The sequence below is a fragment of the Shewanella sp. AC34-MNA-CIBAN-0136 genome (genome assembly GCF_040309945.1).
In the GTDB taxonomy this organism is placed as follows: Bacteria; Pseudomonadota; Gammaproteobacteria; order Enterobacterales; family Shewanellaceae; genus Shewanella.
The window spans coordinates 1-16,552 of record NZ_JBEOPJ010000022.1 but is presented as its reverse complement, the minus strand read 5'-3'; the positions used below and the strand labels follow the sequence as shown (position 1 = coordinate 16,552).

The following is a 16,552-nucleotide window of genomic DNA, read 5'->3' as shown; positions in this document are numbered from 1 at the left end:
CCGTTTTATCAATTATCGTATAATCCTATGTTGTTTGGGGTTAATAACAGGATTTTATATGACTCCCTCAGCATATAGTGACGCAGCAACTTCTGACGTCGCTCCAACATTTTTCGATCAACAGACGCTACACCAATTGTTGCAGCAACAATTTGGTTTTACTGAGTTCAGAGAAGGCCAACAAGCCGTTATTGAAACCATTTTGGCCGGTCATTCTGCGTTAGCTATATTTCCTACCGGTTCAGGTAAGTCCTTGTGTTATCAGTTTTGTGCCCAACAGTTACCCAACCTAACCTTAGTTATTTCGCCTTTGCTGGCTTTAATGAAAGATCAACTGGCATTTTTAGCCAGTAAAGGCATCGCCGCCGCCAGTATTGATTCAAGTTTAACTTATGAACAAACGCAACAAGTGATGCGCGATGTACGAGATCAACGTACACGAATTTTGATGGTGTCAGTTGAGCGTTTTAAAAATGAGCGTTTTAGGCAATTTCTTAAGTCAATCCCTATTTCGTTGCTGGTGGTTGATGAAGCGCATTGTATTTCAGAATGGGGACACAATTTCAGGCCTGATTACTTAAAAATCCCTCAATATTGCCAAGAATTTTCAATCCCTCAAAGTTTGTTATTAACAGCGACGGCAACTGAGCAAGTAAAATTGGATATGGCTAAACGTTTTGGTTTGATACCAGAGCAGGTGGTGCAAACCGGTTTTTATCGGCCGAATTTAGATTTGTCTGTTGTCGCGGTTAATCAGCAACAAAAGCTCACTCAGCTCGCGTATACCGTTAAAAACTATCAAGGTCCTGGCGTAGTATATGTAACCCTACAGAAGACCGCTGAGGACGTTGCTGCGCACTTAATCAGTCAAGGGATCAATGCTGCTGCGTACCATGCAGGTATGGATCAAACTGTTCGACAACATATTCAACAACAATTTATGCAGAACCACATTCAAGTGATAGTGGCGACTATTGCTTTTGGTATGGGCATTGATAAATCAGATATTCGATTTGTTATCCATTTTGATTTACCTAAGTCGATTGAAAATTACAGCCAAGAAATCGGTCGAGCAGGGCGTGATGGTTTGCTAGCCCATTGTGTGACGTTAGCAAATTTAGATGGATTAAATACTGTTGAAAATTTTGTTTACGGTGATACACCTGAAGCCGATAGTATAGGTCAATTATTAGGCATTATTGCAGCTGAAACCGAAAGTGGTCGCTGGGAAGTACAAGAAACGCCATTGTCCACAGCATGTAATATTCGTTCATTGCCGTTGAAAACATTATTTGTGCAGTTAGAGCTTTTAGGCGTGATCCGCCCAAGCTATGCTTATTTTGCTGAATTTAAATATCGGTTTGTGGAAGACCAGCAAGCCATCCTCAGTCGGTTTAACGATCAGCGCCAGCAATTCTTGAGTCAGGTATTTGCCCATACGCAGTTTAAAAAGGTGTGGGGACAACTGGATTTTGACAGTTTATATCAACAACATGGTTGTGAACGACAACGAGTTGTTGCGGCATTAGACTATTTAGCTGAACAGAATTTGATAATTCTTGAGACAAAAAAAATCACTCAAGTGTATGATGTACAACAGCAGGCATTAGCGACACCGCAGCAATTACAACAATTGACCCAGCAACTCAGTCAATATTTTAGTGAGAATGAACATAAAGAGATTGTGCGGATTGGTAAGCTAGTCGATTTTTTTGAACTTGATCGTTGTTTAAGTGCAAATTTAGCTCACTATTTTGATGACCACTCGGTGCCACAAGTATGTGGTCACTGCAGCGTTTGTCGTGGGCAAATTGCCGTCTTATCCAAACAGGCTGTGGCTCCGTTACCAGACTCGGCCACAGTGACAACATTGCTTGAACCGTTAATTTTAGTGGCTCGAGCAAAATCGTTACCCACTCCAACCATTGCCACGCAGGCTAAATTTCTTGCTGGTATGATAATGCCAATGTTTAGTCGTTTGAAAGTTAAACAACTAGATGGCTTTGGACGTTTTAGTGCTTATCGATATCAAGATATTCTGGATACTGTTAAGAAGGTAAATTCATGAAACCGGTTCCTAAAATACTGTTAGAGCGACACGGTGAGTTAATACAAAGTGAAGGCGTGACGGTGGTGTCCCATATTCAACGGCAAGTTGGAGAATGGGTGGTTCAAACGTTAATGATTAAAGATTGCGATGTGCCATTTAAATACAAGCGACCTCAGCGTTTCAAGAGTTTGTTAGATCATAAAGTCAATTTAATTTACTACCCGGCAAAAGAAGTCGTGGGTGGATTTGAAATTGAAATAATGCAAGTGGTAAGGGTTCGCCGTTACTAAATCTAATCGATTAAGCTCAGCACACGATTGTCTCGGTGTGCTGAGTATTAAGAGTGGATCATTTGAGCTTTTCTCAATGTGATTCAACAATTGATGTGCTATTTTCATATCACGTTTCCAAGCATGGCAATATCGTCGCTTAGCCATTGTACAAGTGTAGTATCATCTCCCGCATCAATCTGCTCGACTAATGTCATTGCGCTTGTCACAGCACCCACATTGGCCGTTAGGCAGGGTTCAACTAACCCAAATCAAATACCCATAAATCGTCAACAGATTGACAAGGTAGCCCGAGAATAAAGATAAACTCTTTGTGTCTAATCATTATTGGCCACTAAACACAAACTCGCTCGCAGTTTTCCACACCCTATATCGTAAGTCGGTGCCTTCTGGTAAATAAAACACTTTAGGTTGACGGCTGTCATAGCGTAATGTCAGTGCTTCATTAAGCACGATAAACTCAGCTGATTTAGCGTTAGTGCACATCATTTTGGTTGTCGGACCTTGCATCACTTTTTCGACTAGGTAATAGACATATCCCCAGCCGGCTAATGATACTTTGTCAATGTCACCGATGAGCTTGGTCTTATTACAATCGACGATTTGATTTTGACCTATTTGCACTTCAAACATGTAATCTTGCTCATTTTTCAGTTCAGGCAAGGTCAGTACATGTTGTACCATGCCCTCAGTGGGGGCTGGATACATTTTACTGGCTCGTTGCGGCTGATATTGACTGACATCCATAACCGTAGTGTTAATTTTCAGGGTGTTCAGATAATGATTGTCAACGGGACTGGTAGCTCGCGATCCAAACGAGATGACACCGGCACAGATGACCGTAACCGTCATCACGAATTTTATGGTATCTGTAACACTGATTCGTTTCATATTCTGTCCTTTTAAAATGCATGTAATACCATCTCGCATAAAACGGCATTGTATTGTCCGTATGTACACACAAACGCTAAGGTATAGTGTGTACTTCTCACAATTAATCCCAGAAAAAGAGGCCAAATCGTCTTTTACCTACCAATTGCCTTGTGCATATAATTCATAGCAGGTTTGGCATCAAACAATCCAGCTTAACCTTATTTACTCGCTCTTTCGTCAGAGTGGTATGAGTTAGTTAGTGTAAACGCTGCTTGGCATGAAAAGGGTTAAAATGATTATTTTTTATTTATGCTTGTTTATTGGACAACATCAATAATTGAGTTTAGTTCATAAGTATGACATAACATACTGATAACCTTTGACACATTGTATTTATTAATAAGGTATCGCCTTCGATGCATAATACCCAAAATCTTGAACAAACCTCGCATATACTGCATTTAGCGTTACCTAAAATGGCAGACTTAGCTATTCCTGTCACGCCAGAAAACTATGCTATTTGGTTTGATTATTTTGCTGAGAGTAACCTTAATTTAAAACGCGCAATTGACGGTTTAATTGCTAATGGTGTTCAATTTACTCCCGAAGTTAATTTAGGTTTATACAATCGATTTATTGAAGAACAATCACCAGAAATTATTGAAAACGTCCAAATCGAAACTCAAATTCTGATTAACAGCTTACTTAATAAGATTGAGCAGTTAAATGTTGGCACGGAATCTTTTTCATCTAACCTCAATCAATTTGGCGAAAAGCTGCAAACAAATCCTAATGCTGATGAGCTCAATTTTATCGTTGGTTCCATTGTCGCCGAAGTTGATCAAGTCATTGCTAATAATCGCCAAATGTCTGCGAGCCTCGAGTCATTATCTGAAGAAGTTGCTAACCTTAAAGACGAAATGGAAAATTTGAGTAAAGTGGCTATGACGGATGAACTTACATCGTTAAAGAACCGCCGCTCTTATGAGTTGTTTGCTACAGAGCAGGTCACCAAGTTTGTCGACACTCAAACGGTATGCAGTTTGTTGATGATTGATATTGATAATTTTAAGATGTTTAATGATACTTTTGGCCACTTAATTGGCGATAAAGTGCTGGCTTATGTGGCTTTAGCCATGAAAAATACCGTTAAAGGTGATGATTTGGTTGCTCGCTATGGTGGTGAAGAGTTTGTGGTAATGTTACCCAATGCCAAGCTTATTGATGCCGTTAACGTGGCGGAAAAAATACGTGAAAGAATTACACTAAAACAGCTTTCTATCGGTAAAGAAAAGAAACAAAACCTGGGGCATATTACCGTTTCTATTGGAGTGGCCACTATTCAAACGGGTGATGATGTAGATACCTTATTATCGCGGGCTGACGAACAACTTTATATTGCAAAAGCTGCCGGCAAAAATTGCGTCAAATTTGGTTAACATTAATCGGTGGTTTTACGGTGTGATGCTCTTTTAATTTGCTTGTTTGCAGTAACCAATGTTTCGGTAACCAATGTTTGATTTAAAAACGTTAAGCCCACAACGAATCAACTTTTTAGCGGTTGATCCATGTGGGCTTATGTTTATCTGCTGTTGATTACATTTAACACAACCAAAATGTTATTGCGCTTTAGGTTGTAAATCCATGTGCATCTTTATTAAATGTTCTTCCATATCAAATGATACCGTAAACCCAAGTGACTTGGCGAGGTTGGCCATACTGCGGTTTTCAAACATGGTAAAGCCCGTTAAATAAAGTGTATTGTTGGTTTTATAGTAAGCAATCAGTTTTTCCAGTAGTAACTTGCCTAAGCCAATCCCTTGATAATTACTGCGAACCGCCATAGCAAACTCGGCTTCGGTATTATCTGGGTCGATAGACGCTCTTACAGCCCCTAATGTTAGCTCTTCACCATCCTCTGTCATTGTCGTCGCAATAAATGCCATCTCACGCGAATAATCAATTTGCGTTAATACTGCCATTTCTTCATGGGTCATGCGTGATCGCACTCCAAAATAGCGCTTGTATCTGTCTTCATCACTTAACGAATTATCAAAATCTAAGTGTTTAGGCTCATCTTCTGGCAAAATAGGCCGTAACATTATCTCAAGACCATTTTTTAACGTGGTAGTTTGTTCTAATTCTTTTGGATAGGGCAAAATCGCTAAACGGTTAATGTTGTCTTGCGGGGTGGCATGAAGCCGCATATTGACATCTAACAAGGTGATTTTCTCACCCGCGGCCAAAACAGGATTAATGTCTACTTCGGCAATTTCAGGACAATCAATAATTAAGTGAGATATTTGAGTCAGCATCACGCATAAAGCATTCATGTCTAGGCCGAGTGGCAAATGACGGTCTCGCAGCTTATGGGTTTTAAGTGCTTGAATCACCATATAACGAGCCAGTGCCATGTTTAACGGTGGCAGTGCAACCGCAGCGTCGCGTGTTGGGTCCCATTCGGATCCTCCTTCACCTAAACAAATTGCCGGACCAAATACAGGGTCATTAATTACCGACACCCTAATTTCTTGTGCTCCTGCGGTTAATGCCATTTTTTGAATAATTAATCCGTCAATTTTGGCTGAAGGATTAGTTTGATGCACCCGGTCAATAATAGAGTGGGCGGCGTGACTGACATCTTCATCAGAGGCTAAATTTAGCACTACACCGTGCACATCAGATTTATACAACAAGTCTGGTGATTGCACTTTTAACGCCACAGGATAACCGACCTGGTTGGCGACATTAACCGCTTCATCAACATCTTTTACAAATCGAGTTTCAATGGTATTGAGTCCGTAAGCACGTAAAATATCAACGGCTTGATGGGTTTCAACCACTGTTTGACCATTATCCAAAGCGCGTTGTAATAATAGTCGTGCCGCTTTGCTGTCAGTCGGAATATTATCAGGTATCGACTGCGGTACTTCTTGGAGTAGCTTTTGGTTACGACGGTATTCGACCATGTGCATAAATGCTCTTACGGCACCTTCAGGGGTTCGATAGGTCGGAATGCCAGCTTTGGTAAACCGTTTACGGGCCAAATAAGCTGAGTCTTCACCGCTCCAATTGGTGAGCATATTGATTCTATTGCGGTTAGGGTGTTGATTGATGGTGTCGATAATACTGTTAGCAATATCAACACTTTCACCTAATACCGATGGTGAATGTAGCACCAAAATAGTGTCAGTATCGTTACTGCTCATAAGTACTTTTAATGTATCTGCATAGCGTTGGCTGTCTGAATCACCAATCATGTCGATAGGATTTTGTTGTGACCAAGTATTGGGTAAAATAGCATTCAGTTCAGCGACGGTTTTTTCTGACAATTGTGCCAGTTTGCCACCTTTAATAATCAACTCATCCGCGGCCAATACAGCAGGGCCGCCGCCATTACTCATAATGACTAATCGTTCACCTTTTAATGGGGTCGAATGAGCAAGGCTTTCTACCGCAGCAAATAATTCAATTAAATCATTTACTCTTAACATACCGGCACGTCTAAAAGCGGCTTCATAAACGGCATCGTTGCCACCAATACCACCAGTATGGAGCATTGCGGCTTGCACACCTTCACGGCTGCGACCGGATTTAATCACAAAGATGGGTTTATTGCGTGAGGCAGCGCGAGCGGCAGATAAAAAGTGACGTTTTTCGTTAATGGAATCGATATACAGCATGATAGCGCTGGTTTTACTGTCGCGGCCTAAATAATCGAGTAATTCATCAAAGTCGATATCGGTGGCATCACCGAGTGAAATAAACGACGAAAAGCCAATACCTTTGTTGTTGGCCCAATCGAGTACCGTGGTGCAAATGGCTGCTGATTGCGACACAAATGCAATTTTGCCTACGTTGGCTCCTGCGTGCGCTAAACTGGCATTGAGTCCAATAGGCGGTAAAATCATTCCCAGACTATTGGGGCCTAATAAGCGCATTCCGTATCGTTTAGCATATTGTTTGGTGAGTTCAAGTAAATTATTACCTTGCTCGTCAGTTTGCGATGCCATGCCAGAGGCCATAATAATCGCAACTTTACAGCCAAATTGAGCCAAACGTTCAACAATACTGGGCACTCTTAAGGCGTTGGTGCAAATAATGGCTAAATCAGGTTTGATCGGTAATGCTTCAATATTGGGGTACGCCAATACACCCATTACTGCGGTATATTTGGGTGTGACAGGCATTATTGGCCCAGAAAAACCGCCTGATAGCAGGTTTTTCATGATTGCTTTACCTGCACGCTTATTGCCGTTAGATGCGCCAATGACTGCCACCGAAGTGGGTTTAAAGAGTGCATTAATGCTGCGTTGACTCATAAAATGTGACCTTAGCTGGCTGGCAATAAACACGGTTGTTAACACTAGATTAGCATAATATTTTATCGAATAACGATAAAGAGATTATTTTAACAGACGGGCCATTTTATGAATAAAACCAATTACTCACTTAATCATTGGTAATCAATTATCTCATCAAAAAAAACCATCGATAGACTCGATTTCAGAGCATTGTCTCGGTCATAAAAATGCAATAAAAAAGGGCCATTTAGGCCCTTAGTCAATGTCGGTGTTATTGTCGTTATTATTGCTGCTTTAATGCTGTTCGGTTACAGATATCGTAGACGAATGAGCTGGGACGTAAATATTGATGACCTTGCGGATCAATGCTTTACCGTCTTCAATAGCAATATACAAACATGGAATGAGACATAAGGTCACCACAGTCGCAAACAACACCCCAAACGCTAATGAAACAGCCATTGGGATCACCATTTGAGCTTGCATACTGGTCTCAGCCATAATCGGCACTAGACCAATGAATGTTGTCAATGAGGTTAGCATGATAGCTCTAAAGCGTCGGCAACCTGCATTGAGCACGGCTTGTTTCATCGGCACACCCGCTTTGCGGGAGTTATTGACATAATCCACCATCACTAGTGAGTCATTCACCACAACACCAGCAGCGGCAATAATACCAAACATCGATAGCACACTTAAATCGATGCCTAAAATGATGTGTCCCATTACGGAACCGATAACCCCAAACGGAATCACCGACATAATCATAATAGGTTGAATATATGAGCGCAGTGGAATAGCCAACAAACTATAAATCAGCAATAGCGATAAAATAAAGTCACGCATTTGTGTATCTGCGCTGTCTAATTGCTCTTGAATACTGCCAGATACTTCACTGTGGACGCGTGGATACTTAATCAGCAACTCTGGCATAAAGTTATCACGGATATCTTTAGCCAATTTAAACGGTTCAGTTTGATCTGCATCTACATTGGCCCACACGTTAATGGTTCGGTTACCATTTTCGCGGCGGATACTGTTTACGCCTTGCACGACCTTGATTTCCGCAACTTCAGATAAGGGTAACTCTGCACCTTGTGGGGTGTTAATCATCACATCTTGTACCAATGCAATTGAGTTACGCTGCTCTTCAGGGTAGCGCAGCATCACTTTGATTTCTTCGCCATTACGAATGATACGTTGTGCTTCAAGACCGTAAAAACTATTACCCACCTGTGAGGCGATATTGGCTAAGGTTAAGCCCAATGCATTGGCCAATGGCTTTAATTGGAACTGCACTTCTTTAGCACTTGACTGGCGGCTGTCGTTTACGTCGCTGACGCCTTTAAGTGAATTTAGCTTGGCTTTTAGAGCTAATGACGCTGCAACCAACTGACTTTCATCTTTACCTTCAAGCCTAAAGCTAATGTCACCGTCTTCACGACCGCCACCCATTAAACTGTCTTGAACGCTAAACGATTTAACCCCAGGAATTTGTGGCATTGCTTTGCGCCATAAGTCTGCTAAAGCAAAGGTATCCATTGGTCTGAGTGATGGATCGACCAATTTAGTCATCACTTCAGCCGTTGTTTGCCCTTTAAGATCGACCTGCATGTCAGAAATCATTTTCTGGCCATATTGCTGCTCAATCTTTTTATCAACATCATATAATGTCTGCTCTATGGCCAGTGCGGCCGCGAGCGTCGATTTTTCTGATGCATCAACGTTCATTTCAACGGTGACTCGAGGAAAGTCGTGTGGAATTTTTGGTTGACCGATAAAACGAACCAAACCGCCCATATAGAGCCCAACACATACTAAGATCAAGCTAATAAACAACATGATGACCGCGTAACGATACTCAACCGCTAATTCAAGGGAAGGGCGATAGATAGACTTAATAAATTTCGTTAAACCGCGATCAATTTTACCTTGAACAAAATTAACCCCATTACGTAACCAATCTAATGGATTTTTTGAACCAGGTTTAACAATGGTTGGTTTTTTCATGTGCGCCAAATGCGCAGGCAAAATCAATTTAGATTCTATTAATGAAAATAATAAACATAAAATAACGATAAAACCGATTGCTTGCCCAAATGCTGATGATGGGCCATCGTCCATGGTTATCGGTAGGAAAGCGGCAATCGTGGTCAGTACCCCGAATGTAGCTGGCATAGCGACTTTTTTAACGCCACGGATAACGCTGTCAATACTTTGGCCGTGTTCTTCTGACTCACTGTGAGCACTTTCGCCCATCACAATGGCATCGTCGACCACGATCCCCAGCACTAAGATAAAGGCGAACAAGCTGATAACGTTAATGGTCACATCAATAAATGCCATTGGCATAAACAATAGGGTACCGAGGAAACATACAGGCAGTCCCATCATCACCCAAAAAGCCAATCGAACTCGCAAGAACAAAGCCAGCATGATAAACACTAATATCGCACCACTTTTCATGCTGTCGAGCATCAGTTGTAAACGGCCATCCAAGTAGTAAGTCATGTCTACCCAAGGTTCAAGTTTGACACCTTGTGGTAATATTTTTTGCTGTTTATCGACAAAGCTATTAATGGTATCTGCCACATCAGTAATACTTTGATTTTTACCCGCGCCAATGAAAAAGGTAACTGAATTTTTACCATTAAATTTAGAGTATTGAATACCTTCTTCAAAGCCATCATTTACGGTGGCAATATCACCCAATAAGATTTTGGTACCATCATCTAGTGTCAATAAAGGCAGCTGTTCAAACTCGTAACCCACATAGGCTTGATTCTGAACGCGTAAATTGATGTAACCATTTTCTGCTTTGATTTGGCCTGCAGACATATTGCGTGAATAGCCACGAACAGCCTCAGCCACATCATTAAACGTTATCCCAAACTCACGTAAACGGTCTTTACTGACTTCAATACCAATTTCATAACTTAAGCCGCTATAATATTCGCTAATGTTGACCCCAGGCAATTGCATGATTTCATCATTAATGCGCTCGCCTAAATCTTTGAGTTGCTTTTGGTTTAAGTCACCATAAAGGCTTAAATACATTACTTCTTGGCGAAACTTAATCCGTTCAACTTTTGGGGGCTCCATGCCGCCTGGAAAGGTTGAGATGGAGTCAATTTCAGACTTAACCTCTTCAAGTACGACTTGTGGATCATATGAGTCTTCAACCTGAAAATATCCCTGCGCTATATTACGATTCGAATAGGTAATAACCCTTTTTAAGCCTTGAACGCTTTCTAAGGCTTGTTCAATCTTAATGGTAATGCCTTCTTCCACTTCTTGTGGTGCAGTACCTGGATACACGGCGCTAAATTGAATCCAGTTAACTTCAACGGCAGGGAAGAACTGTTTACGGATTGTATTAGCGGTCAACAGACCACCGAGTATGATAATGATCATCAACAAGTTTGCCGCAACGCTATTGCGGGCAAACCAGGCGATAATTCCTTTGTTAGTATCGTCCATGATGTTTATTTACCTTCCATCGCAAGTTCAGTTTGTTCTGTTTCTACTGACTCATCTTGTAAGATTTTATCTTCAGGCAGAGCAAGTTGCATACCTTCTAACGGATAATCAAGCGCTGATGTTATTACTTGCATTCCTGATTCAAGACCTTCGGAAATCACGACATTCGCGCCTTCTTGGCGAATAATGTTAACAGGTTTATAGCGTAAGGTTTTGTCGCTATCCATCACAGCAACTAAACCATTTACAATCAAATGACGCGGAATAATGGCCACATTACCGGCATTACTGCCTTCAACATAGGCGGTAACATAGGTGCCAAATCGTAATTCATTTTTATCGCTATTGAGTCCGTATGGATCGTCTATTTCGGCAACCAGGTATGTCATCCGGCTTTTGCTGTCTACCACGCCTTCACTGCGAACAATTTTTCCTATCCACTCTTGTTTGCTTCCGGCAAAGTTTCCCGCTAATCGTACTTCAGCATGAGTGCCTTTTTTATCCAAATACTGCATTTCTTTATCGGCTAGCGGTAAGCGAATTTCTGCTGTATCAGTATTGTAAACATGACCAATTTTGCTGCCAGTGGTGACGTATGCGCCTAAACCGATTTCACGGCTGGATATAAGTGCATCATACGGCGCGCGGATAACAGTCCGCTCTAAATCGCGCTGTGCACGTAATAAACCCGCTTCAGCACTTTTTAGCTTGGCTAATTCTTGTGCTAATTGCGGCTTGCGCAAACTAAGATCAGTTGGCTTACTGCTGGTTATTTCGGCCCATTCACGTAAGGCAACTTCGGCATTGGCTCGTTCTTGTACCATGTTGGCTTTAGACGAGGCTATGTTTGCTTGAGCATCTAATAATCCAGCTTCATAGTCACTGGGATCAATTTTAGCTAAAACATCACCTTTTTTAACAAAGCCACCTTTGACGAATTTATCGGCTAAATAAATAATTTCACCACTGACTTGTGCGACGAGTTCGGTGTCGTATTTTGCCGCGACAACACCGTATGAACTGACAGAAAAAGTCATCGGTTTATATTCAAGTGCTTGAACAGACACTAAAGGGGTGGTATCAACTTCAGGCTTTTCTTCAGGCGGTTTTTTTAGTGCAGCAATGCCAACTAAACCGGCTATTCCAATACCTAATACTATGATGGGTAATATTATTTGTTTTTTAGTAGCCACAATGCTTCCTTTTTATAATCCGATATTTTTGCAGTAAGTTCATTTCATACCACCAATAGTCTTTTTTCTACTGTATATGTTAATCGATATGTTTAGTGTTTGTTGTTTCATTGTGTAAACTTGTGTGTCAACTACTTGCATGTGATCTCATGACATAAAACCTTTAGGGAACAGATATTGTGCAGATTGAAAACACCTCTAGATTACAACTGTCATTAATGACTCTTAATGACAGCGCACTATTATTTGAACTAGACCAAGATGAACGAGTCATGCACTTTCTTAATGGCGGCAATAAAACCACTCAGCATCAGATAGATACGATCATGTTACCTAGATTGGCTCAATATTTAAATCCGCCAAAAGGTTGGGGATTATGGAAAGTCCATGCGCTCGATTGTTACGCCAATGACCAACACGGGTTAAGCGGCGAGTATTTAGGCTGGGTATTAGTCAGACCGATGCACTTTTTTACCCAAGCACAACCGCATAACTTAGAGTTAGGTTGGCGGTTTAAGCATATTTGTTGGGGTAAAGGCTATGCTACAGAAGCTGCCAAAGCGGTCATGGATGCTGTCAGTGAGCCTGATGACGTGACTCATGTGAGTGCGATAGCAGTAGAGGAAAATATTGCCTCAATTGTGATTATGAAAAAACTTGGTATGACGTTTCAGCATAAAAGTATTCACCGTGATCCATTAGGTGATACTGAAGCCGTGTTTTATCAAAAAGCAGTGTAATGTTTTTTAAGGCAATAAAAAAGAGCAGCCTGAGCTGCTCTTTTTTTGTATTACATACTGTCGATTACTTTTTAGCGTCTAAATAACGCTCAGCATCAAGTGCAGCCATACAACCCGTACCGGCAGAAGTAATAGCTTGACGATAATGTTGATCCATTACGTCGCCACAAGCATATACGCCTTCAATGCTAGTTTGAGTCGCATTGCCTTGTAAACCACTGTTTACTTGTAAGTAACCGTGATTCATTTCTAATTGACCAGCAAAAATACCAGTATTAGGGCTGTGACCAATCGCAATAAACACACCAGCGACTTCTAAATCGGTCACTGAACCATCTTTAGTGCTTTTCTTCTTAAGCCCGGTTACACCCATCTCGTTACCCGTCACTTCTTCAAGTGTTTGGTCTAGGTGTAAAATGATATTACCGTTCGCAACTTTATCCATTAAGCGATTGATCAGAATTTTTTCTGAACGGAAGCTGTCACGACGGTGAATTAAGTGAACTTCAGAAGCTATATTACTTAAGTAAAGTGCTTCTTCAACTGCAGTGTTACCACCACCAACCACCGCAACTTTTTGGTTACGATAGAAGAAACCATCACATGTTGCGCAGGCAGAAACACCACGGCCCATGAATGCTTCTTCAGACGGGAGGCCTAAATATTTAGCCGATGCGCCAGTAGCAATAATGAGTGCATCACACGTAAACTCGCCGTTGTCACCTTTTAAGCGGAAAGGTCGCTCAGTTAGTGTCACTTCGTTGATATGATCAAAAATAATTTCGGTATCAAACTTCTCAGCGTGCTTTTGCATGCGTTCCATTAATGCTGGACCAGTTAAGTCTTCAGCATCGCCTGGCCAGTTTTCTACTTCAGTCGTAGTGGTTAATTGACCACCTTGCTGCATGCCTGTGATCATCACAGGATTTAAATTTGCACGCGCAGCATAAACAGCAGCGGTATAGCCAGCAGGGCCAGAACCTAAAATTAGTAGGTTAACGTGACGAGCTTCACTCATGATTTTGTTCTCCGATAACATGCCTTAAGCAATTTGCATGGGATTGTATGGAATTTACCGCTGCGGGTAAAGTGAAGTTGAGTGCAGGAAATCGATTGGGGTTATCTATTGTGTAAATATTCCGTTTCAGGTGAGTGACGTTACCTGAAACAAATCAAAACTAGTTAGCGCTTGTTGATTTTTTAATAGAATAGTTAATCATTATGACCTGCACAGATAAAAGTAACCTCAACGTTAAAATATATCAAATGAGTAATGAAGGATATAAATGATAGTAAGAGGCCTTTTATCGTGAACAAATTATAACAGGTGTGCAAAAAAACAATTGTTTATAAAATGGCGATTAAAATATTGCTGTTCTGATAGCACACCTTGGAACGGAGAAATATCATTTATTCCAATGAAACGGCATCGCTCATAGCTAAAACCTTATATTAGGTTAACAATTATACATCATTTTTTTTTAATGATGATATATTCATTGCTCATTGACTGAAGCTCAAATGATTCATAGCAGCTTCAATAGGATTGATTTTTTTAAAGGATTAAACGATGCCAAATAATATAGAGCTATGCTATAGCAAAAGTAATACCTACCCAGTTAACCCAAATAACGAACAAGTCTTTGCTACGTTTCAACAAGACAATCCACATATTAATGGTGCTTTTGTTTCTGCTGGCACCCCTTTCATTATGCGTAATGGCAACACTAATGGCACTAATTGGCGCCAAGAAAGACCTGAATTAGTCTGCACGCTTAATCAAATACAATCTTTACCACAACAAGCAAAACGAAATATCGCTTTGATGGATGATATGTTTGGAGGCGAAAACCTACAAGCACTCGCTGATTTTTATCAAGCAGAGTTAGCACCCATGCTGCGCAATGAAAGCATAGGAGCCATAGGCGCAGCATCAACTGCCTTAGATACAAGATTAAGTAACTTTGCTAAAGCCGCTAATAAACTTCAAGATGCATTAGAGAAAGTAAGAATTGGCGCACAAGCAAAATATCCTAAAGCCCAAATGATGATGTTAGAACAAAACGCAAGGGAACTAGGGAAAGACTTTAATCAAAAGTTCCAAGCAGAAATCAATAAATACATTGGTCGGGTCAAAAGCAAAAGAGGTACTGTTTACAGTAATGCTGATCGAGGTATCAATAAAGCAAAAAGCGGTAGGTCCATAAAACCGATTCAATTTACCTCTACAGTCGATTTTCAAAATTTACGTGCTTTTGAAATGGGAGCTAATGTTCTCGGTAAAGGGTTAATTGTGCTTGATGCTGGGATTCGTGCGGGCAATGTACATGTTGATTATTTAGCTGGAGCTAATTGGCAAAAGCGTGCCGCGGTTGAAACTGCCGGTTTTGGTATAGGTACAGCTGCTGGTTTATGGGGGGGAGGTCAAGTCGTAGCAGCCGGCCTAGGTGTTGCTATGCTAGCTACGCCTGTTGGATGGGTCATTATTATCGGTACTGCCATTACGGTTGGAGTTGTAGCGGCTAAAGGTGGAGATATTGCTGGGAAATGGGCTGCCAATAAAGCCTATAATATCGGAGATTGGCTTAATAGCCTGTAAAGGAGGTATTCATGTCAGAACTATCAACTGAAGACTGGATGGGTATATTTTTTTTTATTACCTTCTGTATGTGGAGTATTGCTGTACTTTTGTTTGGCCGAATTACCGTTAAGCATATTGAGCGCGAAATGGCAAAAGAGGACATATTGCCGGCAGAATGGGATAAAGGCATAGGTATGAGATACCCCGCTTATGCGAGTATTATCATGCGCCCTAACGCTAAAAGGCATGCTTCTATTGTTGACATAGAAGCTACCAAGCGCTTTAGTCGAAAAGTCGACTGGTATTTGGCTGTATTTGTACAGATCTCTAGTGTTGTGTTTTTTACTCTTATGTTCACTGTTGCTTATCTATACGGCCCTGATAACTAGCAAAATTGGTTGCCTTAATATTTAGATACGACGATAACAATCGGTATTGTGGTGACTAAGGCCGGTAATGGGATTGGGATATTCGGAGCTAATAAAGCCTTTAATTTAGGTGACTGATTAAATAGCCTATAGCGAGGGATTTATGTTAGAACTATCAACTGAAAGCTGGATGGCTGTAGTGTTTTTTATTGTATTGCTTATATGAGGTACTGCCATATTTTTATTTGGCCGCATTACTATTAAACATCTTGAGCAAGAAATGTTGAAAGAAGGGATAGAGCCCCCAGCTTGGGATAAAGGTATTGGTGCACGAATGGTTGCTTACGCTGGGGTTATAGCTTGGCCCAACCTCAAACGTCATGCTTCTCTTGTTAATATTGAAGCGACAAAGCGCTTTAGTCGAAGCAAAGACAAAAAACTTGCGTGGTTCTACATTATTTCTTTGGTAAGTATTTTTACTCTTGGATTAATTATTTACTATCTATATATCCATAAGAGTTAGTAGTGTTACTGGGTGATTGATTTTACATCGATGAGTAATATTAAGTAAAAGCTAACAAAAACATCTATCCTCTGGTAATCCCCCCTAAAAATAGTAGATTTCAAAAGTAGAATTTTCTCGTAATATATACGCAGGGAGATTCTGCATGAA

At 40.9% G+C, this 16,552-nt stretch carries 12 protein-coding genes; 7 read left to right on the top strand and 5 right to left on the bottom strand.

Translation table 11 applies throughout. From position 1 onward, the window contains the following. Positions 1-58 precede the first annotated feature (58 nt). Positions 59-2,068, top strand: a complete 2,010-nt coding sequence (locus tag AAEY94_RS18130) for a RecQ family ATP-dependent DNA helicase (RefSeq protein ID WP_350979498.1) — start codon at positions 59-61, stop codon at positions 2,066-2,068. Beyond that, positions 2,065-2,340: a hypothetical protein gene (locus AAEY94_RS18125; RefSeq protein WP_011637386.1), complete on the top strand. Its 276-nt coding sequence runs from the start codon at positions 2,065-2,067 to the stop codon at positions 2,338-2,340. Before AAEY94_RS18130 ends, AAEY94_RS18125 begins: the two co-directional genes overlap by 4 nt. Positions 2,341-2,664: 324 nt before the next feature. Here the strand turns inward: AAEY94_RS18125 and eco are convergent, their stop codons facing one another. Beyond that, a complete protein-coding gene (eco, locus tag AAEY94_RS18120) occupies positions 2,665-3,231 on the bottom strand; it encodes a serine protease inhibitor ecotin (protein WP_192114858.1) in 567 nt (188 codons plus the stop codon). A gap of 398 nt (positions 3,232-3,629) precedes the next feature. Here eco and AAEY94_RS18115 point away from each other — a divergent pair, with 398 nt between their 5' ends. Then, positions 3,630-4,652 (top strand): GGDEF domain-containing protein, encoded by a 1,023-nt coding sequence (locus AAEY94_RS18115; protein ID WP_350979495.1) that lies wholly within the window; start codon positions 3,630-3,632, stop codon positions 4,650-4,652. Positions 4,653-4,832: 180 nt separating this feature from the next. On the opposite strand, the gene AAEY94_RS18110 is transcribed toward AAEY94_RS18115, so the two are convergent. The 3 genes from AAEY94_RS18110 to AAEY94_RS18100 form a co-directional block, all read right to left on the bottom strand. Then, positions 4,833-7,535 (bottom strand): bifunctional acetate--CoA ligase family protein/GNAT family N-acetyltransferase, encoded by a 2,703-nt coding sequence (locus tag AAEY94_RS18110; protein WP_101088362.1) that lies wholly within the window; start codon positions 7,533-7,535, stop codon positions 4,833-4,835. A 276-nt stretch (positions 7,536-7,811) separates the two neighbouring features. Continuing rightward, positions 7,812-10,997, bottom strand: a complete 3,186-nt coding sequence (locus tag AAEY94_RS18105) for an efflux RND transporter permease subunit (protein ID WP_350979493.1) — start codon at positions 10,995-10,997, stop codon at positions 7,812-7,814. Between the two features lie 5 nt (positions 10,998-11,002). Then, complete coding sequence (locus AAEY94_RS18100; RefSeq protein ID WP_101088360.1) at positions 11,003-12,190, bottom strand: efflux RND transporter periplasmic adaptor subunit; 1,188 nt, start codon at positions 12,188-12,190, stop codon at positions 11,003-11,005. A gap of 179 nt (positions 12,191-12,369) precedes the next feature. Between AAEY94_RS18100 and AAEY94_RS18095 the strand changes: the two genes are divergently transcribed. Further along, the gene (locus tag AAEY94_RS18095; RefSeq protein WP_101088359.1) at positions 12,370-12,930 is read left to right on the top strand and encodes a GNAT family N-acetyltransferase; all 561 of its coding nucleotides are present in this window, start codon (positions 12,370-12,372) and stop codon (positions 12,928-12,930) included. Between the two features lie 64 nt (positions 12,931-12,994). Here AAEY94_RS18095 and trxB read toward each other — a convergent pair whose 3' ends face one another. Next, the gene (gene trxB, locus AAEY94_RS18090; protein WP_101088358.1) at positions 12,995-13,948 is read right to left on the bottom strand and encodes a thioredoxin-disulfide reductase; all 954 of its coding nucleotides are present in this window, start codon (positions 13,946-13,948) and stop codon (positions 12,995-12,997) included. Between the two features lie 552 nt (positions 13,949-14,500). Between trxB and AAEY94_RS18085 the strand changes: the two genes are divergently transcribed. The 3 genes from AAEY94_RS18085 to AAEY94_RS18075 all read left to right on the top strand — a co-directional run bounded on the left by AAEY94_RS18085 (position 14,501) and on the right by AAEY94_RS18075 (position 16,402). After that, positions 14,501-15,529: a hypothetical protein gene (locus tag AAEY94_RS18085; RefSeq protein ID WP_101088357.1), complete on the top strand. Its 1,029-nt coding sequence runs from the start codon at positions 14,501-14,503 to the stop codon at positions 15,527-15,529. Positions 15,530-15,540: 11 nt separating this feature from the next. Further along, a complete protein-coding gene (locus AAEY94_RS18080; protein ID WP_101088356.1) occupies positions 15,541-15,900 on the top strand; it encodes a hypothetical protein in 360 nt (119 codons plus the stop codon). A 259-nt stretch (positions 15,901-16,159) separates the two neighbouring features. Then, on the top strand, positions 16,160-16,402 hold the full coding sequence (locus tag AAEY94_RS18075) for a hypothetical protein (protein WP_101088355.1): 243 nt from the start codon (positions 16,160-16,162) through the stop codon (positions 16,400-16,402). Positions 16,403-16,552 lie beyond the last annotated feature (150 nt).